General features: G+C 68.2%; 22 protein-coding genes and 1 pseudogene. 11 read left to right on the top strand and 12 right to left on the bottom strand.

Translation table 11 applies throughout. The annotated features are described in order from the left end of the window. Window positions 1-64: 64 nt before the first annotated feature. Both OG385_RS13795 and OG385_RS13790 read right to left on the bottom strand, forming a co-directional pair. Window positions 65-1,243 (bottom strand): benzoate/H(+) symporter BenE family transporter, encoded by a 1,179-nt coding sequence (locus tag OG385_RS13795; RefSeq protein ID WP_266860838.1) that lies wholly within the window; start codon window positions 1,241-1,243, stop codon window positions 65-67. 226 nt (window positions 1,244-1,469) lie between these two features. Next, window positions 1,470-1,790, bottom strand: a complete 321-nt coding sequence (locus OG385_RS13790) for a PLP-dependent transferase (RefSeq protein ID WP_266854901.1) — start codon at window positions 1,788-1,790, stop codon at window positions 1,470-1,472. Window positions 1,791-1,888: 98 nt separating this feature from the next. Here OG385_RS13790 and hemC point away from each other — a divergent pair, with 98 nt between their 5' ends. Next, complete coding sequence (gene hemC, locus OG385_RS13785) at window positions 1,889-2,833, top strand: hydroxymethylbilane synthase (protein WP_266854900.1); 945 nt, start codon at window positions 1,889-1,891, stop codon at window positions 2,831-2,833. 93 nt (window positions 2,834-2,926) lie between these two features. Here hemC and OG385_RS13780 read toward each other — a convergent pair whose 3' ends face one another. Beyond that, a complete protein-coding gene (locus tag OG385_RS13780; RefSeq protein ID WP_266854899.1) occupies window positions 2,927-3,649 on the bottom strand; it encodes an SLATT domain-containing protein in 723 nt (240 codons plus the stop codon). A 626-nt stretch (window positions 3,650-4,275) separates the two neighbouring features. Between OG385_RS13780 and OG385_RS13775 the strand changes: the two genes are divergently transcribed. The 3 genes from OG385_RS13775 to OG385_RS13765 all read left to right on the top strand — a co-directional run bounded on the left by OG385_RS13775 (window position 4,276) and on the right by OG385_RS13765 (window position 5,977). Continuing rightward, a complete protein-coding gene (locus OG385_RS13775; RefSeq protein WP_164262774.1) occupies window positions 4,276-4,611 on the top strand; it encodes a YbaB/EbfC family nucleoid-associated protein in 336 nt (111 codons plus the stop codon). Between the two features lie 117 nt (window positions 4,612-4,728). After that, window positions 4,729-5,328 (top strand): recombination mediator RecR, encoded by a 600-nt coding sequence (gene recR, locus OG385_RS13770; protein WP_266854898.1) that lies wholly within the window; start codon window positions 4,729-4,731, stop codon window positions 5,326-5,328. Continuing rightward, window positions 5,321-5,977: a DUF5063 domain-containing protein gene (locus tag OG385_RS13765; protein WP_266854897.1), complete on the top strand. Its 657-nt coding sequence runs from the start codon at window positions 5,321-5,323 to the stop codon at window positions 5,975-5,977. The genes recR and OG385_RS13765 overlap by 8 nt, the downstream gene beginning before the upstream one ends. A 94-nt stretch (window positions 5,978-6,071) precedes the next feature. Here the strand turns inward: OG385_RS13765 and OG385_RS13760 are convergent, their stop codons facing one another. Beyond that, window positions 6,072-6,815, bottom strand: a complete 744-nt coding sequence (locus tag OG385_RS13760) for a phytanoyl-CoA dioxygenase family protein (RefSeq protein ID WP_266854896.1) — start codon at window positions 6,813-6,815, stop codon at window positions 6,072-6,074. 29 nt (window positions 6,816-6,844) lie between these two features. On the opposite strand from OG385_RS13760, the gene OG385_RS13755 reads away from it, so the two are divergent. Then, entirely contained in the window at window positions 6,845-7,030 is a 186-nt protein-coding gene (locus tag OG385_RS13755; protein ID WP_266854895.1) for a hypothetical protein, read from the top strand. A gap of 191 nt (window positions 7,031-7,221) precedes the next feature. Here the strand turns inward: OG385_RS13755 and OG385_RS13750 are convergent, their stop codons facing one another. Next, window positions 7,222-8,055 carry a hypothetical protein gene (locus tag OG385_RS13750; protein ID WP_266854894.1) on the bottom strand — a complete coding sequence of 278 codons (834 nt, stop codon included), beginning with the start codon at window positions 8,053-8,055 and terminating at the stop codon, window positions 7,222-7,224. 21 nt (window positions 8,056-8,076) lie between these two features. On the opposite strand from OG385_RS13750, the gene OG385_RS13745 reads away from it, so the two are divergent. From OG385_RS13745 to OG385_RS13720, 6 genes and pseudogenes are all read left to right on the top strand, one after another. Continuing rightward, window positions 8,077-8,355 (top strand): hypothetical protein, encoded by a 279-nt coding sequence (locus OG385_RS13745; RefSeq protein ID WP_266854893.1) that lies wholly within the window; start codon window positions 8,077-8,079, stop codon window positions 8,353-8,355. Between the two features lie 159 nt (window positions 8,356-8,514). Then, on the top strand, window positions 8,515-9,216 hold the full coding sequence (locus OG385_RS13740) for a class F sortase (protein ID WP_266854892.1): 702 nt from the start codon (window positions 8,515-8,517) through the stop codon (window positions 9,214-9,216). Between the two features lie 340 nt (window positions 9,217-9,556). Beyond that, window positions 9,557-9,913 carry a DUF6879 family protein gene (locus OG385_RS13730; RefSeq protein ID WP_323183758.1) on the top strand — a complete coding sequence of 119 codons (357 nt, stop codon included), beginning with the start codon at window positions 9,557-9,559 and terminating at the stop codon, window positions 9,911-9,913. 25 nt (window positions 9,914-9,938) lie between these two features. Continuing rightward, a complete protein-coding gene (locus OG385_RS37375) occupies window positions 9,939-10,079 on the top strand; it encodes a DUF6879 family protein (RefSeq protein ID WP_323183757.1) in 141 nt (46 codons plus the stop codon). 322 nt (window positions 10,080-10,401) lie between these two features. Continuing rightward, the gene (locus OG385_RS13725; RefSeq protein ID WP_323183756.1) at window positions 10,402-11,007 is read left to right on the top strand and encodes a DUF5753 domain-containing protein; all 606 of its coding nucleotides are present in this window, start codon (window positions 10,402-10,404) and stop codon (window positions 11,005-11,007) included. Next, window positions 10,956-11,258 (top strand): annotated as a pseudogene (locus OG385_RS13720) (radical SAM protein); the annotation flags it as partial. The gene OG385_RS13725 and the pseudogene OG385_RS13720, both read left to right, overlap by 52 nt. Window positions 11,259-11,282: 24 nt before the next feature. Here OG385_RS13720 and OG385_RS13715 read toward each other — a convergent pair. From OG385_RS13715 to OG385_RS13685, 7 genes are all read right to left on the bottom strand, one after another. Continuing rightward, window positions 11,283-11,936, bottom strand: coding sequence for a hypothetical protein (locus OG385_RS13715; RefSeq protein ID WP_266854891.1), 654 nt, complete (start codon window positions 11,934-11,936; stop codon window positions 11,283-11,285). A 111-nt stretch (window positions 11,937-12,047) separates the two neighbouring features. Then, window positions 12,048-12,263 (bottom strand): DUF397 domain-containing protein, encoded by a 216-nt coding sequence (locus OG385_RS13710; RefSeq protein WP_266854890.1) that lies wholly within the window; start codon window positions 12,261-12,263, stop codon window positions 12,048-12,050. Then, complete coding sequence (locus tag OG385_RS13705) at window positions 12,260-13,087, bottom strand: helix-turn-helix transcriptional regulator (protein ID WP_266854889.1); 828 nt, start codon at window positions 13,085-13,087, stop codon at window positions 12,260-12,262. Before OG385_RS13705 ends, OG385_RS13710 begins: the two co-directional genes overlap by 4 nt. 781 nt (window positions 13,088-13,868) lie before the next feature. Then, complete coding sequence (locus OG385_RS13700; RefSeq protein ID WP_266854888.1) at window positions 13,869-15,431, bottom strand: class I SAM-dependent DNA methyltransferase; 1,563 nt, start codon at window positions 15,429-15,431, stop codon at window positions 13,869-13,871. Then, window positions 15,428-16,834 carry a restriction endonuclease subunit S gene (locus tag OG385_RS13695; RefSeq protein WP_266854887.1) on the bottom strand — a complete coding sequence of 469 codons (1,407 nt, stop codon included), beginning with the start codon at window positions 16,832-16,834 and terminating at the stop codon, window positions 15,428-15,430. Before OG385_RS13695 ends, OG385_RS13700 begins: the two co-directional genes overlap by 4 nt. Next, complete coding sequence (locus OG385_RS13690) at window positions 16,831-20,385, bottom strand: DEAD/DEAH box helicase family protein (RefSeq protein WP_266854886.1); 3,555 nt, start codon at window positions 20,383-20,385, stop codon at window positions 16,831-16,833. Before OG385_RS13690 ends, OG385_RS13695 begins: the two co-directional genes overlap by 4 nt. 117 nt (window positions 20,386-20,502) lie before the next feature. Then, a complete protein-coding gene (locus tag OG385_RS13685) occupies window positions 20,503-21,582 on the bottom strand; it encodes a zinc-binding alcohol dehydrogenase family protein (RefSeq protein ID WP_266854885.1) in 1,080 nt (359 codons plus the stop codon). Between the last annotated feature and the right edge of the window lie 238 nt (window positions 21,583-21,820).

Genomic DNA, 21,820 nt, shown 5'->3' with positions numbered 1-21,820 from the left:
GTCCGGGCGTGGCAGAACCCCGTCCGGGCGGCTGCCGGACGGGGCTCCGCCGTACGGCTGCCGGTTACGCGGCCGCCACTGCCGCCTTCCGCCGGTAGGTCAGCACGAGGTGGGTGACGACCCCGAAGAGGAGCCCCCAGAACGCCGAGCCGATACCGAAGAGGGTGAGGCCTGAAGCCGTGGCGAGGAAGGTGATCAGGGCCGCCTCGCGGTCCTTCTCCTCCTTCACCGCACCCGTGAGGCTCCCGGCCAGCGCCCCCAGCAGGGCCACTCCGGCGATCGCCGCCACCAGTTCCTTGGGCAGCCCGGCGAACAGGGCCACCAGCGCCGAGCCGAACGAGCCGACGATGAGGTAGAACGCCCCGCACGACACGCCCGCCACATACCGGCGCCGCGGGTCGCGGTGGGCCTCGGGGCCGGTGCAGATCGCGGCGGTGATCGCGGCCAGATTGATCGCGTGCGCACCGAACGGGGCCAGCACGGTGGAGACGGCGCCGGTCGAGCCGATCAGCAGCCGGTCCTCGGGCTCGTACCCGGAGGCGCTGAGCACCGCCATGCCCGGCGCGTTCTGCGAGGCGAGCGTCGCCAGGATCAGCGGCACCGCGATGCCGACGAGCGAGGCCGCCGAGAAGTGCGGTGTGGTGAACACCGGCCGTGCCAGCTCCAGTCCGCCGAGGTGGGCATGGAGCCGAGAGCCGGCCGCGGCGGCGATCACCCCCGCGGCCAGGGCCGTCAGAACCGCGTAACGGGGCAGCCAGCGCTTCGCCAGCAGATAGCCGATGAGGACCGAACCGGCGATGTACGGGGCGGACTTGAGCGAGCTGAACGCCCCGGTGCCGAACGAGAACAGGATGCCCGCGAGCATCGCGGAGACGACCGCGCCCGGGATCTGCCGCATCAGCCATCCGAACACACCGGTCATCCCGACGAGCGCGATGACCACTCCGCTGACGAGGAAGGCCCCGATGGCCTCCGGGTACGAGTACGAGCCCAGGCTGGTGACCAGCAGCGCCGCACCCGGTGTGGACCAGGCCGTGATCACCGGCATCCTGGTCCACAGGCTCAGGCCGATGCAGGTGACACCGCTGCCGATGGAGATCGCCCAGACCCAGGAGCTGGTCTGCGCGGCGGTCAGATGCCCGTTGGACGCCGCCGAGAGGACGATGACCAGCGGTCCCGAGTACGACACGACGACCGCCACGAGTCCGGCCAGCACGGCGGACACCGAGGCGTCGCGGAACAGACCGGTGAACCGGCGGCCCGTGAACTGGCCCGGGGGACCGGCGGGTTCACCCGTGCCGCCGTCCGCTTCCTGCTCCGGGGTCTCCTGCTCCGGGGCTGTCTCCTGTGCCGGGGCCGTCTCCTGCTCCGGTACGGACCCGGGCCCGGCGGCGTCCCCGGGCGGCGTGAGGTCCGCCGGTGGCGCGCCGTCGCGTGGGGTGGGGGTGGGGTGGCTCAATGGTCTTCCTTCACGGCCCGTTCCAGGGCCTGTTCGAGGTCGGCGACGAGGTCTGCCACTCTCCCGCCACATGCAGGGACAGCATCCCGCTGAATCCGCCGGTCATCTGGCGGGCCGCGATCCGGTGGCCGGGGTCCGACGGAAGGCCCGGGTAGGCGACCCTCCTGATTAGCGGGTGGCCGTCGAAGTGCTCGGCGACGGTCATCGCGGTGGCCGAGATCTGGCGCATCCGGGGGAAGAGCGTACGCATCCCGCGCACCAGCAGATACGTCTCCAGCGGGCCGAGTATGGGCCCGGTCAGCCTGCGGTGCAGCCGCAGCCGTTCCCACACCGCCTCGCGGGCCGTGCCATGCCGACCCCGTGTCTGTATGAGCGCCCCTCCGCGCGTCCTAGCCTGACGGCACCCCGTCAGCTTGGAGAGTGATCACCGTGGCGCAGTACTTCGTCGGCTCGCGCGCGAGCAATCTGGCCAAAGCTCAGGTCCGCGGATATCTGAAGCCCCTGCGGGAGCGGTATCCCGACGTCTCCTTCACCCACCGGGTGATCCTCGAAGGGGGCGACAAGGACCGCACGTCGCGGATGTCCAGTGTGAGCGCCGCCAGCGGTGGTTCTGCCTTCAGCACCGAGCAGGAAGCGGCCCTGGTCCGGGGTGACGTGGACGTCGTCGTTCACTCGCTCAAGGACCTTCCCACGGCGAATCCGCCCGGACTCGTCCTGCTGCCCCCGTCGGCGCGCGAGGACGTGCGGGACGCGCTCTGCGGCTCCACCCTCGCGGGGCTCCGGAAGGGGGCCCGCGTGGGTACCGGTGCGCCGCGCCGTATCGCCCAACTGCTCGCCGTGCGGCCCGATCTCGAACTGGTGCCGATCCGGGGGAACGTCCCGCCCCGGCTGAAGAAGATCGAAACGATGGGCCTGGACGCCGTGGTCCTCGCCGCCGCGGGGATCCACCGGCTCGGCCTCGGGGACGCGATCGGTGAACTGCTGCCGCTCGACCGGTTTCCGCCGAGCCCCGGCCAGGGAGCGCTGGGGATCCAGGTGCGTGAGGACAACACGGCTCTGCGCGAGATCCTCGCCACCGCGGGCGACCTCACCGTGGACGCGGCCGTACGGGCGGAGCGCTCCCTGCTCGCCGAGCTGCACGGGGGTTGCAGCGTCCCGGTGGGCGCGTACGCCGAACGCCTTCCGGACGGCAGCCTCGGGCTGTCCGGCCAGGTGACGTCACTGGACGGCACGGAGCAGATCTCGGCGACGCTCACGGGCTCGGTCGCCGAACCGGAGAAGCTCGGAGCCGCCCTGGCCGCTCTGCTCGTCGACCAGGGCGCGCTGCCCCTGCTCGACGCGGTGCGGGCCGTCACGGCCGGCGGCGGCGCCTGATCTTCCGGGCGCCGCGCGCCGACCACGGCGCGCGGGCGACTGCGGCGAACGCGCGGTCACCGCGCGGGCGACCCGGGCACCGCGCCGTCGTGGTTACCGCGACGGCGATTCCGGTGGGCGCTGGCGCGGCATGTTCGGGCGTACGCCCATCGCCGGCACCGCGCGGCCCACGGACATCGGCTCGCCGCCGCCGCGTGCTTCTCCGGGGCCCCGCACCGATACGGGCACCGCGCCGCCCGTACGGAATCCGACCATCCACTCCGCCGTCTCACCCCGTACGAGATCCGTCACGTCGTCGGAGAACCTGCGCAGCACGCCCAGGCAGCGTTCGGTCGCCTCGCTCGCCGTGCCCTCCGCCGGGCCGAGCACCTCGCGGACGCTCTCCGAAGCCCAGTCGAACTGGAGCACCTGGAGCCGCCGCTGCACCGCCTGCGCCGTCGCCACGTCGCGCATCCAGCCGGCGGTCAGCCCGAACCAGCGGTCGCCCGCCGCGCACGCCACTCCGGCCAGCAGCGCCGGATAGCCCCACTCCGCCGCACCGTGCAGACCGGCCGCCAGGTCGAGCAGCGGCAGTAACGCCCCCACGAGCGCACCCCCGGCCGATCCCGCCCGGAGGGCCCGCGCCCCCCGGCGCTTCCAGGCCCGGTCGGCCAGATACCAGCCCGCGGTCCGCAGCGCGGCCGACTCCACCCACCGGTACAGCTCGTCCAGGCGCTCGACGGGCTCACCCCAGTCGCCCGCCGGAAACGGTTCACCGGTCAGGTCCGCACCCGGACCGGCGAGGGCGCCCGTGGCTGTGTCCGCGCCCGTGTCCATGCCCGGATCCGCGGCTGTGTCCGTATCCGTGCGCGGACCGGCCGCGTGATCAGGCTCCGTCCCCGGGGCGGAGGCCCCCGTGTCCGGCCCCGTATCCGCCCGGGGGCCCGCGCCGGGGCCGCCCCCGGGCCGTACGGCGTCCTCCTCGGGCTGCGGCATCTCCGGCTGGCCCACCAGACTTCTCCCCTCCGTCACGTACGGTGCGCGCGTGCCTACCGGGCCGCGCCGGACCGTGCTGGACCGTGCTGGACACCGGCCGCTGGGCACCGGCCGTACCGAACGCTGCCGATGCGAGTGCCCTTCATACCGCCGAATGGTGGGCGATGGCGCCGTTATGCCAGGGTTTACGACTGTAAGCGGGCTGTGATCAGGTATATGAGCCGTCGTACTCTCACCCGAAAGAGTTGGTCCTCACGGCGGAGGGCGGGCCGCCCGGGGACCACGTAGGCTCGTTTTACCGGCTGAGGAGCATCGGAAAGGCCCGGAGCACCCCCGCCGGAACGTTGCGGCAACGCGGCGGAAAGCAGCAAGTACCCCATGGGTACGCAGTGAGCAAGCAGTGGAAACGCGGCAGGAGCACAGTCCTGGCGCAGTCGGAATGTCGTCGAACAGCCTCGGAGTGACCCGTGATTCCCGGTGGTGGCCAGCCCAATATGCAGCAGCTGCTTCAGCAGGCCCAGAAGATGCAGCAGGATCTCGCGCAGGCTCAGGAGGAACTGGCACGGACCGAGGTCGACGGCCAGGCGGGCGGCGGTCTGGTCAAGGCCACCGTCACCGGCTCCGGTGAGCTGCGCGGCCTGGTGATCGACCCGAAGGCCGTCGATCCCGAGGACACGGAGACCCTGGCGGACCTGATCGTCGCCGCGGTCCACGCCGCCAACGAGAACGCTTCGGCGCTCCAGCAGCAGAAGCTCGGCCCGCTCGCCCAGGGGCTCGGCGGTATGCCGGGTCTCGGTATCTGAGGCGTGCGGGGCGTCGCGTGACGCGAGAGCTTCCGAAGGTCTTCACGCTCCCGAGGTTCTAACGGAACCTCGCACCAACTACCGTACGTTCCACAGCAGAACGAAAGAGGCGCTCCGTTGTACGAAGGCGTGGTCCAGGACCTCATCGACGAATTGGGCAGGCTGCCCGGCGTCGGTCCCAAGAGCGCGCAGCGGATCGCCTTCCACATCCTCCAGGCCGAGCCCACCGACGTGCGCCGCCTGGCGCACTCGCTGCTCGAAGTGAAGGACAAGGTCCGGTTCTGCGGGGTGTGCGGCAATGTCGCGCAGGCCGAGCTCTGCGGGATCTGCCGGGACACCCGCCGCGATCAGACGGTCATCTGTGTCGTCGAGGAGCCGAAGGATGTCGTGGCAGTCGAGCGGACCCGTGAGTTCCGGGGCCGCTACCACGTGCTCGGCGGCGCCATCAGCCCCATCGAGGGCGTCGGCCCGGACGATCTGCGGATCCGGGAACTGCTGGCCAGGCTCGCGGACGGCGCCGTCACTGAGCTGATCCTGGCGACCGACCCGAATCTGGAGGGCGAGGCCACGGCGACGTACCTCGCGCGCATGATCAAACCCATGGGTTTGAAGGTCACCCGCCTGGCGAGTGGTCTTCCTGTTGGTGGAGATCTGGAATACGCGGACGAGGTCACGCTCGGTCGTGCCTTTGAGGGGAGACGACTACTCGATGTCTGACGCAACGCTGAACAAGGTCACGGAAGACCCGAACGACTTCGACGTCCAGATCGCCGACCAGGTCGAGTCCTTCATCGTCGCCGTCACCGAGGTGGCCAAGGGCGACGAGCCGGACAGCGCGGTGCCCTTCCTGCTGCTGGAGATCTCCCAGCTCCTCCTGGCCGGCGGGCGCCTCGGCGCGCACGAGGACATCCTCCCGGCCGACCGGTACGAGCCCGACCTCGGCCCGGAACCCGATGCCGACGACCTGCGGGAGCGCTTCGCGCAGCTCCTGGAGCCGGTCGACGTGTACTCCGAGGTGTTCGACCCGTACGAGCCGCGCAAGGCCCCCGTGGCCTGCCGTATCAGCGACGACCTCGCGGACATCCTCACGGACCTCCGCCACGGTATGGCCCACTACTGCGCGGGCCGGACTACCGAGGCGATGTGGTGGTGGCAGTTCTCGTACTTCTCCAACTGGGGCTCCACCGCGGCGGCCGCGCTGCGCGCACTCCAGTCCCTGGTCGCCCACGTCCGTCTCGACCAGCCGCTCCCGGCTCTCGACGGACTGGACACGGACCAGGACCTGAGCGAGGAGACGCTGGCCGAGGAGGCGGGCCGGGTCATGGCCGAGGAGATCGGGGCTCCGCTGGGGCTTCCGTCGGTCTGATCCCGGGCTGAGCGGTGAGTCCTGAGCGGTGATCGCTGAGTGCTGAGGGCTGAGTCCTGAGTGTCGAGTGCGGCTGCCGTGCCGCCGGGCCGGATCAGGCGGCGGTGCGTACGGCGTCGTAGTCGAGCCAGGGGTCCTGCAGGAACTCCCGCCAGCGGGGGTCGTGCCCGGTGCGCTTCACCCGGAAGTAGACGGCGCGCCGGACCGCCCGGGAGGTGTTGCCGCCGATGTTGTGGCCCAGCAGATAGTGCGCCAGGAGCAGATCCCCGGCCCGGCCCCGGATCTGCTCCGGCTCGGGGAGCGGGATCGGCGGGTAGCCGCCCGCCGCGAGGAACGCGTCGGGGCCGTGCTCGCGGAAGTACGCCGCATGCGTCAGGTGGGTGCCGGGCCACACCCAGAGATTGCCGGCGTCCTCGTCGAGCTGGTCGGACATCAGCACCCCGGCGAGCAGCGTGAAGGTGCCCGGCCGCCCGTCCGGTTTGGCGGGGAAACCGTCGAGGTGGTGCATACCGGGCTGCTGCGGGTACGGCGGGATGTTGAGCACGGCCTGCACCTGGCCGGGCGCTTCCAGCGTGCCGGGGCCGGTCAGGGACTCGGCCAGGGACCAGGCGGGGCTGCCGGTCAGCAGCGCGGCGAGGGCCGGAACGCGCTCGGCGGCGGGGAAGTAGTTGTGCGGCCCGCGTACACCGGGGCCGGGCGGACGGCGTTCTGCCATCCCGTCGATGACCCGCGTCCCGGCGGCCACCAGCTCTCCGGGAACGGCTCGCGGGATCAGCAGGAAACCGCGCTGCGCGAACTCGGCCACCTGTGCCTGGCTCAGTCGTACGTCATCCGGCATGGGGGCCAAGCTAGTTCGGCCCTTGCGGCATGGGCGACCGCATTTCGCGGGCGGTGCGGGGCGCTGACGACCCGGCCACGGCGCCGGGGGTCTCGGCGAACATCAGCGCCGGATGCACGGGGGTGCTCTCCAGGGGTGCTCTCCCTCTCGCTCACCCGTGTCCCTACCTCATCGCGGCGGCGCTGCTGGGGTACGACGTGCCGTCCATCGGGTGAATATCGGCCGGTCCTGAACTCATTGAGCCCATGGCTTCACTCGGATGCCCCGGTCTCCAGTGGCGGGGCGTCAGATTCCTGCTGATGGTGAGGACGTCGCTTCTGCGAATCGATGAGCCGACGGAGTGTCAGCCTTCGCAGTCGTGGCGAAAGGAATCGTCTCAATGCGCACTGCCCGTACCTTGCTCGCGTCAGCTGCTGTGACTGCCGCCCTTGCCTTCTCCGCTCCCGCCGCGTACGCCCTGACGACGTCCGGCGCGCCGGCCTCGGACAGCGGCGCCTCCTCCAGTAGCGACCATGACACCCCCGGCAACAGCGACGGCAGCGGCCGTGGCGACCACGGCCATGACCACGGGCAGGGTGACCACGACCACGGTGACCACGGCGATCACCACGGTGACCACGACCACGGTGACCACCACGGCGACCACGACCACGGCCGCCCGCACGGCGGGATGCGTACGGGCGGTGGCGCTCTCGCCATGACTCCGGCGGTGAGCAGGGGCGATGACGGTGGCGACGCGTACGGGGACGACGGGCACGGGGATGACGGCCACGGGCAGGGTGACCACGACCACGGTGACCACGGCGATCACCACGGTGACCACGACCACGGTGACCACGACCACGGCCGGCCGCACGGCGGGATGCGTACGGGCGGTGGCGCTCTCGCCATGACTCCGGCGGTGACCACGGGCGATGACGGCGGCGACGCGTACGGGGACGACGGGCACGGGGATGACGGCCACGGGCAGGGCGACCACGACCACGGTGACCACCACGGTGACCACGACCACGGCCGCCCGCACGGCGGGATGCGTACGGGCGGTGGCGCTCTCGCCATGACTCCGGCGGTGACCACGGGCGATGACGGCGGCGACGCGTACGGGGACGACGGGCACGGGGATGACGGCCACGGGCAGGGCGACCACGACCACGGTGACCACGGCGACCACCACGGTGACCACGACCACGGTGACCACCACGGTGACCACGACCACGGCCGCCCGCACGGCGGGATGCACACCGGCGGTGGCGCCCTCGCCATGAACACGGCGCTGACCACGGGCGACGACGGCAGCTCGTCCTCCGGCATGGACGAGGACGGCTCCTGGAAGGACGGCTCCTGGAACGACCAGGACGGCTGGAACAACGACGACGGCGGCCGTGACCACCGGCCGCACGGCGGTATGCACACCGGTGGTGGCGGCCTCGCGACCAACAGCGGAGTGGCCGCCGGTTCGGTGCTGCTCCTCGGCGGCGTCGGCGCGGGCATCTACCTGGTCCGCCGCCGTCGCAACGCCTCGGGCCTGTCGATGGCCTGACCGCCACACCGCTTGCAGATCCGGCGTTGACGAGGCCACCGCCCCGAGGGGCGGTGGCCGCAACGGTTGTACACCGCACCCGCACCACCGCACCCGCACCACAACACCCCCCGCCCCACCTTTTCCGCCGCCCCCCCCGCGCCCGAAAGGCATCACCCGATGGCCGCTGAGAAGCTTCCCCAGCCGAAGCCTTCCGTCCCGTCCCCGAAGAACGTTGTGCGACCCCTCCACCGCGTACTGCTGTGGCCTGTCGCGGCAGCGGGCGTGGGCGCTCTCCTGCTCTGCAACTCCTTCGGAATCGGGTTCGGAAACCCGGCGGGCGACGCCAAGGTGCAGTCCGCGGCCGCGGCCTCCGCGACCCCCCGGACGCCTCTGCCCGCAGCCGCAGCCCCGCTGCCCCGCTCCGAACCGACGAGGCTGACGATCCCGACGATCGCGGTCGACGCACCGTTCACGCCGCTGGACCTCGACACATCCGGCAAGCTCAACCCGCCGCCCGCGGACAACACCAACATGGTCGGCTGGTACCGGGGCGGCGCCACCCCCGGAGAGCGCGGCGCGGCGATCGTCGCGGGCCACGTCGACACGAAGACCGGCCCGGCGGTGTTCCTGCTGCTGCGGACCCTCAAACGGGGAAACGAGGTGGACATCGCCAGGAAGGACGGCACGGTCGCCACGTTCAAGGTCGACTCCGTGGAGACGTTCAGCAAGGCCGACTTCCCCGACAAACGTGTCTACGGCGACACCCCCGACGCCCAGCTCCGCCTGATCACCTGCGGCGGCGAGTACAACAGGGCGGCCCAGGACTACGAGGACAACGTGGTCGTCTTCGCCCACCTCGACTCGTTCAAGGGGGCCTGAGGGGCGGCCTGTTGACGACGCCGCCGCCAGGTGCACCCTGATCGGAATCACGCTCTTGACGCATGTGCCCCGAAGCGTGAGGGTCGTGCAATCGCATGCAAGCCCCGGTCGGCAGATGAGGTCACCATGGCTTTACAGTTCATCGGTCTCGACCCGAACACGAACAGTGGCAACTGCCCTGCTGTGTAGGTTGACGACGAGGAGAGGGAAATCCTGTTCCAGGGCTGGAATCCCGATGCCGGCACGGAGGCGGACTGGGCCAGGTACAGCCCATGCCCTGACTCCGAAGGCATCGTGCGTCTCCCGTACCGCATGGTCGCACTGATCGGGAAGGCGTGCGATGAAGCCGAAAGTTCCTAGCATCGACGCGCTCCTCGACTCCGCACAGCACTCCGCAGTGCACCTGGAGATGAGAGACACCTACGCGGTTGCCGAGGAGCAGGACGACCTCGCTCTCTGGGCGGCTGGGAAGTGGACCCTTGAAGACAGCTGGGAAGCTCTTGGGGAGTGGCTCGCCCTCGTGCGGCGCACGGTGGATCGCGGTGTGGTGATCCGTAGAGCGCGCATCGTGTCCGAGCCGGTGTCGGACTACGTCGCGTTCGAGCACTTCACCACGCCCCTGAACGAGCAGGCAGGCGAGCAGGTCCGCTGGCTGGCCCGCAGACGGGCCACCTCGATATCCCCTGCCCGCAGCTGATTTCTGGCTGATCGACGGCCAAGCGGTGGGTTTCAATCTCTTCTTGGGGGACGGTGACGCCGTGGAGCCGGAGGTGAACACGGATCCGGCCGTCGCGGCGCTGTGCGCGTCGGCCTTCGATGTCGTGTGGAACAGGGCTGTCGCGCACACCGAATACAAGATCTGAACCAGCGTTGAGCCCCCCCCAACGGCCTCAACGAACGAGCCCAACAACAAGCTCTGGACAGCCCGTTCATGCCCCTCTCGCCTTCCTCAAGCGTTCAAGAGGCATGCGAGGCTGTCGCCGTCCGCCTCGGCCATGTGCGCCGTGACGCCGGGCTCAGCGGACGTGAGCTGGCCGTCCGGTGCGGGTGGCACCTCGCGAAGACGTCAGTATCGAGAACGCCAGGACGACACCCTCGGACGCGGATATCCGCATTTGGTGCCGCACGTGTGGCGCCGCCGGTCAGGCATCCGAGATCATTTCCGCCTCCCGCACCGCGGACTTGATGTATCGGGAGTGGCGGCACCTCCAGCGCGCGGGCCTGAAGCACAACCAGGTGTCGACAGTTCCGCTCTACCAGCGCACCCGGCACATGCGTGTCTACTGCTCGAACGTGATTCCCGGCCTGTTGCAGACGCAGGGTTACGCCGAGGCCCTGCTGGCCAGGATCGCCGAATTCGAAGGCTCGGTGAACGATGCACCGGCCGCCGCCACGGCGCGTGTCGAACGGTCCAAGGTGCTGTACGACGGGTCAAAGCGCTTCGCCCTCCTGGTGGAAGAAGACGTGCTGCACTTCCCTTTCGGTGACGCCGAGACGATGGCCGGCCAGCTCGGGTATCTGATGGCGGTGATGGCTCTGCCCACGGTGTCGCTCGACGTGATCCCGCGAACGGCCACCCGCCACATGTGGACCCTCGAAGGATTCCTCGCGTTCGATGACGAACAGGTGCAGGTGGAGACCCTGTCCGCGGACATCACCGTCAAGAACCCGAGTGAGGTGGCGCTCTGCCTCCGGGCGTTCTCACGCCTGTCCACCATGGCTGTCCACGGAGCGAGGGCTACCGCCTGCCGGATGGCCGCGCCCTGTACGCGAAGAGCATCCGGCCCGTGAGACTCCCGAGTACTTGCGCCGACTGCCGGTTCAACAACGACCGGGACTGCCAGGAGGGCTACTACGGCGTGCGTCTCTACCGTGCGAAGGACGGTCCGTTCATGGTCGGCGTGTGCATCCAGCGGATGGACCTCTGCGTACCGCTGGGGTACTTCGTGATGAGCCGGCTGTGCCAGGAGGTGGCGGACTTCAGGGACGACGAGCTGGCACGGCTGTCAGCGCTACACCGCGCACCGTCACGCGCGGGCTGAGCTCGTAGCTTCCGGGAGTGAGCGTCAGCCCAGTACAGCGGCGATGGCCAGGGCGATGCGCTCGATCCAGTTGAGAGCGTCACTGGCCTCTGCGTCTGTGATCGGGCGACGCCGCTTGAGGTGGCCGTCTTCCAGGTCCGCGTAGTGGGCGATGAGATTGCGGCGCTGGATGATGGCCGAAAATTGCTGCTTCAAACTCTGGGCCGAGTAATGCGTACGGTGGTGGTGCCATGCGTTGATCTTCGTGGCTGCTGATGCCCACAGGTCTTCGTCCGTGATCAGCCGGTAGGCCTCGGTGATCCTCTTCGGATTGTGCAGGGGTGCGTACGCCCATTTGGCGCGCACATGCGCCACGACCACATCTGCCAGTTCCTGCTGTCCGACCCGTACATCCTCGATGACCGAGAGCGGGAGCTCGAACCGGCGCAGTTGAGCGGGAAGTGCGCCGCCGGTGGAGTTCGCGGAGATCTCTGCCACGCGGCGGAAGAGTTCCTCGTGCAGCCAGTGGTCTATGGCGCTGACACCCTGCACCCAGGCGGCGCGATAGAGGTCGTTGATGTCCAGGGCTCCGGGCTGGAGCCCACGGAGGCTATTACCGGCGGTGATCAAGTTCCTGGCGTACTCAAGGTTCGTCTTGAACGACAGGAACTGTCGCGTGTCCGGCTCTGCGATGCTCACCTGTACCCACCCCTTGTGATCACTCACGAGTAACCATCGTCAACGGGCACCGGTGGGGCAAGCGGATTCCCGGACATGATCAATGAGGGGCTGGGGGCGCTGCTCCGGGTGTCAGGACCGGCCGATGGTGTCCTGCTGCACGGCCTCGATGAAGGAGGAGAAGGCGGAGGCGGGGAAGGCGAGGGCAGGGCCGGTGGGGTTCTTGGAGTCCCGGACGGGGACGAAGCCTGGGGTGCCAGCAGCTACCTGTACGCATTCTCCACCGTTGCTCTGGCTGTACGTAGAACTCCGCCAGTTGGGCTCAGCGACGTGCGCGAACTTGCTCATGAGTAGCAGTCCTTCGAGATGGTGTCGATCATGTCTGCCGACTCGTCCGGCGGGGCGGCCATTGCTCTGAGCAGATCATAGGCATCGTTCGCTGTGGATACGTCGTCTGCGTCAGCCAGAAGGTAGCCGCGGGGGAACCCGTCCACGTGGACCACATCGTTGCCCTCACTGAATGACAACATGCCGAAAGGACTCGCCACACGGTGGTTGGTGCCTGTGCTGGGGACGATCTGCACTGTGTGCGGGGGCTTCTGTGCCAGATCCCGCAGAACCGCTAGTTGGCCGTGCATGACAGCCTCGCTGCCCACGACGTTCCGAAGCACGGCTTCATTGAGAACGAGCCAGAGTCGTGTCGGCTTGTTCCGCTCAAGGATGCGCTGGCGCTCCATACGCGCTGTGACGAAATCCTCAAGGTTCGCCGGGCGGCCCGTGCGCAGAACCGCCCTGGCGTACTCCTCAGTCTGTGCGATCCCGGGCACAAGCTGAGGGTGGAACATACGCAGACCCGTGGCCATCCATTCAAGCTCGGCGTACCTGCGGAACCAGGGTGGGAACGCATATCGCAGAGCGAGCGGCCACAGGCGAACAAAGCGCCCGTTGGAATATGGGAAGACGCGATCACAGACCTCCGCGAACTCCAGTGCCGGTACTCGGTCCCCCGCCTCGATCTTCGCCACGAGCGAGTATCCGCAATGAGCTGACTTGCCCAACTCCGCACGCGACATGCCGAGGCGCTCGCGCTCCAGCCGTACCTCTGCCCCGAAGTGCGCGAGAGGGGACACGGCGGAGCCCACTGAATGCCCGTTCTCGTTTTCGACAGTCATACGAACCCCCGCATGCCCTATGGACAGTTGCTGCTGTCCAAGCTTCCTCCCTGTCGAGCGTACGCGCGGAAGCCGACTCTTGAAGCACAGACGGTAATCGCGCAAACACGAAAGGGGCGGTCATGTGTGATCGCGACCCTCGGACGGCAGAGCTGCGGGGCGCGGCCAAGCTGGAGGCAGTCATTCACGACGGAGGCTTCTGGCGATTGGTCCCCGAGTGCATCCCCCGGACGTACGACCCGCTGACCAGAGGCCTCCTGGAGCGGGTACGTGACGGGCTGGAAAGGGCCGCGGAGTGAGCGACTGTGGTTGCGGGACGAGCGTGGCAGCGCCATCCCCGTTCCCTGAGCCCGTTCCCGTGCCGGGGTGTGATGTGTGTGCCGCGCTGGCCAGGCAGCGGGAGGAAGCGCGGACGGCGCGCGCTCGTCTGTCCGTTCAGGACTGCAATGACGAACTGCGGAACCACCCCCACCGCCGGGCGACGGACAGCAGGGCGGGGGAGTGGCAGTGACCCTTTCCGGATCCGAGCCACACTCACCGCCGCTCCCGGCGCCGGAACGACTTCGCCTCGGCATGGTTGTCTACGACTCGCACTACGAAATGCCCGGCGTGGTATTCGACTTTGTGGGCGTATTGGTCCGTCTGAAGCGCCCTACGGGCCTTGTCTGGCAGACCAGCCGCGTCTGTGTGCGCCCTGCTTCCCCTTATGAGCGCCGGCAGTTGCGAGCCATCGCCGAACTGCACCGGCTGCGGCAGAGGGGCCGGTGACTCAGGGGTTGCTTCAGTCCTCCGAGGTGGATTCCTCGGCGTCCGGCTTGACCTCGCCGCCCAACGCCTCGGCGATCGCGGCGAATTCGTCCAGGGCGGCCTGGAGATCTTCCACGATCTCCTGGGCGATCACTTCGGGTGCGAGGAGGCTGTCGGCGTCGTCGAGCGCAGGGTCCTTCATCCAGATGATGTCGAGATTCACCTTGTCGCGGGCGGTCAGCTCGTCGTAGTCGAAGCACTTGAACCGCTCGGATTCGACGCGCTCGGAGCGATCCCCGCCCGGAAGGTACGCAGCGACGAACTCATCGAGGTCCGTGCGGCGCAGCGGGTGTTGCTTGAGCGTGAAGTGCTTGGCCGTGCGGAAATCGTAGACCCATAGCTTTGACGTGTTCGGCTTGCCGCCCGTGCGCGGACGTTTCTTCTCGATGAAGAGGACGTTCGCCTTGACCCCGCCCGCGTAGAAGATACCGGTGGGCAGGCGGAGGATGGTGTGGAGGTCGAACTCTTCGAGGAGGCGCCGGCGGATTTTCTCGCCCGCGCCTCCTTCGAAAAGGACGTTGTCGGGGAGGACGACGGCGGCGCGGCCGTCCATCTCCATCAGCGACATGATGTGCTGAAGGAAGTTGAGCTGCTTGTTGGTCGTGGTCGCGCGGAAGTCCTCGCGGTCGTACGACATGTCCTCACGGTCGGACTTGCCGTCCGTGCCGATGACGGTGATCGCGGACTTCTTGCCGAATGGCGGGTTGGCGAGGACGAGCGAGGCGTGCCGCTGGGGCTTCTCGGCCAGGGCGTCGCTGACCGTGATGAGGCTATCGCCCTCGCTGTTGCCGATGCCGTGGAGGAGCATGTTCATCGCGGCGAGGCGGGCGGTTCCAGTGACCAGCTCGTTGCCGAAGACCTTGTTTTCGCCCAGCGCGAGGCGCTGTTCGCGGGTGAGGTCAGACATGTGGTGTCGGCGGATGTAGCTGTGTGCGGCGATGAGGAACCCGCCGGTTCCGCAGGCGGGATCGGTGATGGTGTCCTCGGGGCCGGGCTGCATGACGTCGACCATGGCGTCGATGAGTGCGCGGGGTGTGAAGTACTGGCCGGCGCCGGTCTTGGTGTCCTCGGCGCCCTTGGCGAGCAGGCCTTCGTACGCGTCGCCCTTGAGGTCCGTCCCCTGGATCGTCCAGTCCTCCTTGCCGATGAGCTCGACGACGAGCCTTTCGAGGAGGGCGGGCTCGGTGATGCGGTTCTGGGACTTGGCGAAGATCGTGCCGAGGGTGGTGCCGGGGTTCTTGGCGAGTTCGGCGAGGAGCTTGCGGTAGTGGACTTCGAGGTCCAGGCCCTTCTTGGAGACGAGCGACTGCCAGTCGTACTCGGACGGTACGACGGAGTGGGCGTCGGACTCGGTGAAGGGGTCGCTCGCGATCTCGTCGGCCATCTTGAGGAAGAGGAGATACGAGAGCTGCTCGACGTACTCGATGGTGGAAAGACCGTTGTCGCGGAGGACGTTGCAGTAGTTCCAGAGCTTGGCGACAAGGGAGTTCGTCTGCGCGACCGCCTGCGGGGGGAGCGGCTTGATATCGGTGGTCACAGCTCGAACTCCTGCTGAATGGCGGTGCGGGGGGCGGGGGTTGGGGTGGGAGCAGCCGCTTGGGGTGTTCGGGGCGTGGTGCGGGGGCGGCGGGTGCGCTTGGGTTGGGCTTCGCGCTCGGCGCGGATGCGGTTGAGAAGGGCGGAGGTGGGCTCGTCTGCGGGGTCCTGGGGGACGAGCTTGCCGGTGAATGCCTGGCTGAGGATGGCTCGCCGGAGGAGCTGGGACCCTCTTTGAGCATTGCCGCAAGAATTTTGCAAACGATGCAGCGCAGTCGACTGGGCGTCCAGCGTGTTCAGTAGGGAATCCTGCGTGGCTGGTGATGGGAGGGGGATCGAGATATTTCTAATCAGGGTGAGATTCAGATTGGGTTGAACGCCGCCAGAAGCTAGGCGTCGCAGCTCGCGGTATTTTGACTCCAAGACAAGCTTGATCCACGGTTTGCGGAATTCTGAATCCTTGTTCAGGATGATGGCTGCACATGCTTGGTTCGTAGTCGCAGGAAATGTCAGCTCGGATGATTTTCCGCGAGTCTTTCCTTCGCCGTACATTGCGACGAGAATGGTGCCAGCCGGGTATAGCTTGATTGATGTTTGCTCAACCGCGAGTTCGGTGACGAATTTATCCGGCTTCGTGATGGTGGGACTATTTAGGCTGGTGCTGGTGATCCAGGGTACTGCCCCGTCGGCGTAGTAGTCAGCGCGGGATTTGAGTGGAGTGGCGCCGGTTCCTACTGTGGCAAGCTCACCGATAGTCGTAGAAGCCCAACCCTCAGTTGCTTCGCTTGTTCTCAGAGCCGAAAACATGAGGGAGCCACGCAGTGACTCGATACGCTGTGTGGCTCTTTTGAGGGAGTTCAGGGCCGCGTCGAGGCGGGAGAGGTGACCTTCGAGGGCCTCGACGATGCGATGCTGCTCGGCGCGGGACGGAAGCGGGATTCGCCACGCGGCCAGCTTTGCGGCACCGAGGTGATGGATCCCGACACCCCGTGAGCCCTTTGCGAATGATCCACGAAGAGCTTCGTGGCGCAGAAAGTGGAGAAGGTAACTTGGATCAACTCCGCTTGCTGCCCGAACGCGGATCAAAGTGTTTTGGAAGCAGCACTCGGTGATTTGGCCGGCCCATAGTGCCGACTTCCCCACCTCGCTGGCGCTCCCGGATGCCTCGCTCAACAAGATGTCACCAGGGAGAAGGCGGTAAGTTTCTGCCTCTGAGTCAGTGAAATTCATCTCTTTAACGTCGCCGAGGCTAAGGCCGGTCCATTTGATATTCGCCGCCCTCAGATACGGACGCATCTGGTCGCCTGCGTGGTTCTTCGGTGAGCGCTGCCGCCCCAGCCTGACCTCGGCGATCTCTTCTAGGCGAACATGCGCCCATCCCGCCGGAAGTTCCGCGTCACTCAAGCCAGTTCTCGATTCAGCTCACTCAGAAGGGCCCGCACATCGCGCCCCGGAAACGCGTGGTGGAGTCCACGGCCCCCGCCCTTCCCCCGGAAAGGCTCCGCGTTGATTTCCGTCGTACTGATACCCACGTCACTCGCCACCACGTCACGGATCGACCGCAGCCACCACAGCTGCTTCTCCGAGAAGTCCGCCCCCGCCTGGCTCTGCTTGAGCAGCCACGCCTCGAAGCGTTCCTCCACCGTCGCACGGTACGGCTTCAGCTCGTCGTCGACGCCCAGCTCGAAGCGGATCAGCGAAATCAGGTCCGGGATGCCCGCCCCGGTGTCCGGCCGGTGAGCCGCTTTGCCCAGATCCTCGTAGTACTCCCACAGCAGCTTCGGCGTCCATGCGTACTGCGGGCGGTGGATCTCTATCGCCAGTTCCTTCAGCGCGGCGTACGCCTCTGCGGGCGAGACGGATCGGGGGCTGCTGAGCGCCACATCGACCGCAGCTAGCCGGTCACGTTCGTCCTTCAGGAGCATGCTCCAGCGGCCGACCTCCTCGTGTGCCCGCTCCTCCGGAGGGATGGCCTTGACGTCGGTCACCTGCACTGCCGTGTACTCATCTATCAGGTAGTCCTTGTCACGGCGGATCTCGATGATCTGGCGCCGCAGTTCTGGGTTCTCCGTCAAGGGCGCGATCGCGTCGACCACCATCTGCCGTGCCTCCGCCAGCCCGTGCTCATCGGTCACCCGCTCCTGCCGGTCCGGGTCGACCGCCTTCACGATGGCGCCTGCGATCTCCGACAGAGTCCTGCCGCCGGCAGCGTTGGTCAGCAGCTCCCGCTCGTCCTCCGACAGCTGCTGGTTGAGCCGGGCCAGCCGGCCCGCCAGGATCTCCGCCTCATTGGCGGTGATCGATTTCGTACCGGCCTTGTCGAGCAGTTTCGACAGCGCGACCTGCCGCTCGCCCGCCGGCACCAGCGGCTTGGCGTCGACCAGCGGGGAGTCCGTCACGCCGACCGCGTCGATGAGGACGAAGCGGTCCTTGCGTACGGACGCGTCCGCGTCCGGGGTGACCTCGCGCAGTTCGGTCTGGTCGATGGTCCGGGCGCCGCGTCCCTTCATCTGCTCGAAGAGGACCGCACTGCGCACCTCGCGCAGGAAGAGCACGCACTCCAGGGCCTTCACGTCCGTACCCGTGGCGATCATGTCCACCGTGACGGCGACCCGCATACGCGGTGACGTGCGCAGCGCGCGGATCAGTTCGTCCGGGTCCTCGCCTGCCTGGCGGCTCTTGTACGTGATCTTCTTCGCGAAGTCGTCACCCCGTCCGAAGACCTCTTTGACCTGAGCGAGAACATCCTCGGCGTGATCCTCGCCGACCGCGAAGATCAGCGTCTTGGGGAGCTCCTGCCGTCCAGGGAACCAGCTCTGCCAGTTGTCCCGGTAGGCGGTCAGGACGGCCCGGATCTCGTCGACAGCGACAACCGACCGGCCGATCTGGCGGGTGGTGTAGGTGAAGTCGTCGTCCAGCTCTTGGTACCGCTGACGCCTGGTCTTGCGGTCCTTGATCCGGACCGTCGTACCGGAGTCGATGGTGGCGCTGCCCTTTTCCCGCAGATCGGTATGCATCCGGACGATGTCGAAGTCGACGTTCACACCGTCAGCCACAGCCTGTGGATAGGTGTACTCGGAGACCAGATTCCGGCCGAAGAAGCCGAGGGTCTGGAGCGTCGGAGTAGCGGTGAGGCCCACGAGATGAGTGTCGAAGTACTCCAGTACACCGCGCCACAGGCCGTAGATCGACCGGTGGCACTCGTCAACGATAATCAGGTCGAAGGACTCGATCGGTACGTCGGCGCTGTAGGAGACCTCGATGGGCCGGGACGTGGCGTAGGTGTCCTCGTGCGCCAGGCTGTCCGCGGCCTCGTCCGCCGCGTCGTCGTCGACGAGAGCCTCGCCGCGCAGCAGCGAGTACATCTTCTGGATCGTGCAGATGACGACCGACGAGGTCTCCTGGAGCCCGGCAGCCCCGAGTCTGTCGACGTTGTAGATGTCGGACAGCTTGCGGCCGTCGTCGGGTGTCGTGAAGCGCCGGAACTCGTCGTACGCCTGCTTGCCCAGGTTGTTGCGGTCGACGAGGAAGAGCACCCGCCGGGCCTTGGTGTACTTGAGGAGCCGGTACGTCTCGGCCACAGCCGTGTACGTCTTGCCCGCTCCGGTGGCCATCTGGATCAGCGCGCGCGGGAGGTTCTTCGCCAGGGAATCCTCCAGGCCGGTGACCGCGTCGATCTGCGCGAGCCGCAGGCCGTTCGGCTCCAGGGGCGGCATCTTGCGCAGGGCCGCCCGGAAAGTGGGCGCCGTCGGCTTCTCCTCTGCGCGGCGCATCCAGGCCGTGACCGTCTCGGGACGGTGGAAGGAGAAGACCTCGCGGGAGCGGGCGTCGGGGTCGAGACGGTTGATGAAGTAGGTCTCGGCGCCGGTCGTCGCGTAGCGGAAGGCGAAGGGCTCGTCCTGCTGCCAGACGGCGAGCCGGTGTTCCTTGAGTACTCCCGCCGCATAGCGGTCGTTCTGCTCGACGGCGCTGCTGAGGTGATCACCCTCCCGCTTGGCCTCAATGACGCCGACGATCTTGCCGTCGACGTAGAGGACGTAGTCGGCCCGGCCGTTGGCCAGGGTGAACTCGCGGACCGCGACACCTGTTCCGGCCCCCGGATTGACCTGGTCCCGGTCCTGCACCTGCCAGCCCGCCGCGTGCAGCATCGCGTCGATGGTCTCCCGTGCCTGCACCTCGTTGAGCGGCGCGGGTCGCTGCGCCCGGTGGACGATCGCGTCGCGGGCCGCGGCATCGACCTGGCGTGGGGTCTTGCGCAGTACTTCGTACGACGAGCGCTGAGTGGTCCGCAGCGTGTCGACCTGCGACGTCAACTGCTCGATCTGGGAGAGCAGGGCGTCCTTGTTGGCGGCGGCGGCCGCGATCAGCGATTCGGCCTCGGCGCGGGCCCGGCGTTCGGCCTCCAGCTGGCTGGCGTTCTCGGTGAGGCGGACGCGGGACTGGGCGAGGGATACACGATGTCCGTCCAGGGCCTCGCGCAGCTCGGCGAGTTCTGCCGGGTCGGAGACATGTGCCTCGGGCTCTGTGGGCGGAACGAACTCGGCGACGGTCCGCTTGCCGGAAATGGCATCGTGGAACCAGAGCCCGAGCTTGTAGCAGACCCGCACTGCGGCGAGTGCGCGAGTGGAATCGAAGAGGTGGCTGTGAGCCGCCTGGTTGCGGTCCCGCCGGAGCTGGTCGAAGTCGTCACGGATCTCGGGGACGAGTACGCCGGTTCTCGTCAGGGCGTTCAGCCGGTCGATCTGGCGGGTGCCGTCGACCCGCAGGGCGGTGCGGCTGACCAGTTCCTCGGCGAGAACCTCGCCGAACTGGCCTGCCTGAACCAGCGAGGCATTCGGGTTCGTGAAAACCGTGGCCTCGGCCTGCGCACCGTAGATGGAGAGCAGGGCCTGCAAGGGGAAAAGGACACCGAAGTTCGGTGACGACTTCGCGAGTCTTTCCAGCCGCTCGTCCATGTGGCCCGCCCCGTTTCTGGGCTCGCCGCCCATTGGTCCCCGAGTCCGCAAGCTTACGGAAGAGCGGGGCGGTGCCGGAGCCGGATGGCAGTTCTCGGCCCCTCGTCAGCTACCCCCTCACGGCCTGATCACCGTGAGCCGGAACCGCCCCTTTTCATCCGCCGCATGAGCCACCGCCTCGTTCGCGTCGTCCAGGGCGAAGTCCGTGACCGTGAAGTGGCTCAGGTCCAGGAGGCCCGAGTGGATCAGGGCGGTCAGCCGGGGGACTGCTTCGCGGGAGCACAGCCACTGGCCCCTGACCGTGATGCTGTTGCGCATCAGCCACGGGTACGGCAGGCCGAGGTCGTCGCCGCCCCCCATGCCGACGCCGCCCATCAGGACGACCCTGCCGAACTCGCGAACCGTCATCGCCGCCGCCCGGACCGGCGCCGTCCCGGCCTGGGGCGGCAGCAGGTCGATGACGCAGTCGATCGCACCCGGGGCCGCGCGCTTCATCCGTTCGCGGTCCTCGTCCCCGTCGCCGGTGAGCCGTACGGGGCGGACCCGGGGGCCGAAGCGCTCGGCCAGGTCGGCCAGGGCCTTCTCGTTGCGGCCGGGCGCGACCACGCAGCCCGCCCCCATGGCCAGCGCCACGGCGACGGCGGCGCTGCCGAAGTTCCCGGTGGCGCCGCTCACCAGGAGCGTCTCGCCCGCGCGCAGGTCCGCCGCGAGGAGACCGCCGTACGGCACGAGGAGCAGGTGCAGAGCGGCCCACCGTCCGGCGTCCGCCGGGTCGAGCGGGCCGATGGGGGCGGCGTTCTCCGTCGGGATGCGGATCTGCTCGGCGAAGGCGCCGTCGTGGAAGTACCGCTGGAGGAGCAGGCCGCCGTCGCCGCGGGCGCTCAGTCCCTGCAGCGTGATGTCGGGGGTCGGCACGCCGTCGCGTGCGCGGACGATGGGGTCGCAGAGGACCCAGTCGCCCACGGAGAGCCGGGTGGCGTCGGGTCCCACCGCACGTACCCGGCCGATCGCCCCGGCCCCCGGTACCACCGGCAGGTCGAGCAGATAGCCCCGCTCGCCGCTGAACACCTCGCCGGCATAGGGCAGTACGCTCGCTGCCACGACGTCGACGATCACCTCGCCGGTCCCGAGCACCGGGTCGGGGAGGGTCTCGATGGCCAGGGGTGATCCGAATGCCTTCAGGACTGCGGCCTTCATGTGCCTCGTCCTCCTTCTTGTCCTTGTACGGGGTGCGCGGTGCGCTGCACGGGGTGCGTGCGCGTGGTGCGGGTGGTGCGCTGCGCGTGGTGCGGGCCTTGTGCCGGTGCCAGCCTCACCGCGCCTCGCGTTCGTATCCAGGACCGGCGCGATCCTAGGATTGGCGACTCCCTGGCAACTTCCCGGCGACTTCCTGGGAGTTCGCCGGCCAACCACCGGCGAGGGCAGCGCCAGTGAG

It is taken from the genome of Streptomyces sp. NBC_01306 (genome assembly GCF_026340465.1).
In the GTDB taxonomy this organism is placed as follows: Bacteria; Actinomycetota; Actinomycetes; order Streptomycetales; family Streptomycetaceae; genus Streptomyces.
The sequence above is the reverse complement of the archived record's forward strand: the minus strand, read 5'-3'. Positions and strand labels throughout refer to the sequence as shown.

Bases quoted from the DNA above. Each gene is read 5' to 3' on its own strand.
- OG385_RS13705 (WP_266854889.1), bottom strand. From the start codon at position 13,087: ATGACTGTCGAAAACGAGAACGGGCATTCAGTGGGCTCCGCCGTGTCC.
- OG385_RS13745 (WP_266854893.1), top strand. From the start codon at position 8,077: ATGAACACGGCGCTGACCACGGGCGACGACGGCAGCTCGTCCTCCGGC.
- OG385_RS13690 (WP_266854886.1), bottom strand. From the start codon at position 20,385: ATGGACGAGCGGCTGGAAAGACTCGCGAAGTCGTCACCGAACTTCGGT.
- OG385_RS13725 (WP_323183756.1), top strand. From the start codon at position 10,402: ATGTATCGGGAGTGGCGGCACCTCCAGCGCGCGGGCCTGAAGCACAAC.
- OG385_RS13730 (WP_323183758.1), top strand. From the start codon at position 9,557: ATGAAGCCGAAAGTTCCTAGCATCGACGCGCTCCTCGACTCCGCACAG.
- OG385_RS13710 (WP_266854890.1), bottom strand. From the start codon at position 12,263: ATGAGCAAGTTCGCGCACGTCGCTGAGCCCAACTGGCGGAGTTCTACG.
- OG385_RS13765 (WP_266854897.1), top strand. From the start codon at position 5,321: ATGTCTGACGCAACGCTGAACAAGGTCACGGAAGACCCGAACGACTTC.
- OG385_RS13685 (WP_266854885.1), bottom strand. From the start codon at position 21,582: ATGAAGGCCGCAGTCCTGAAGGCATTCGGATCACCCCTGGCCATCGAG.
- OG385_RS13760 (WP_266854896.1), bottom strand. From the start codon at position 6,815: ATGCCGGATGACGTACGACTGAGCCAGGCACAGGTGGCCGAGTTCGCG.
- OG385_RS13780 (WP_266854899.1), bottom strand. From the start codon at position 3,649: ATGGACACGGGCGCGGACACAGCCACGGGCGCCCTCGCCGGTCCGGGT.
- OG385_RS13755 (WP_266854895.1), top strand. From the start codon at position 6,845: ATGGGCGACCGCATTTCGCGGGCGGTGCGGGGCGCTGACGACCCGGCC.
- OG385_RS13740 (WP_266854892.1), top strand. From the start codon at position 8,515: ATGGCCGCTGAGAAGCTTCCCCAGCCGAAGCCTTCCGTCCCGTCCCCG.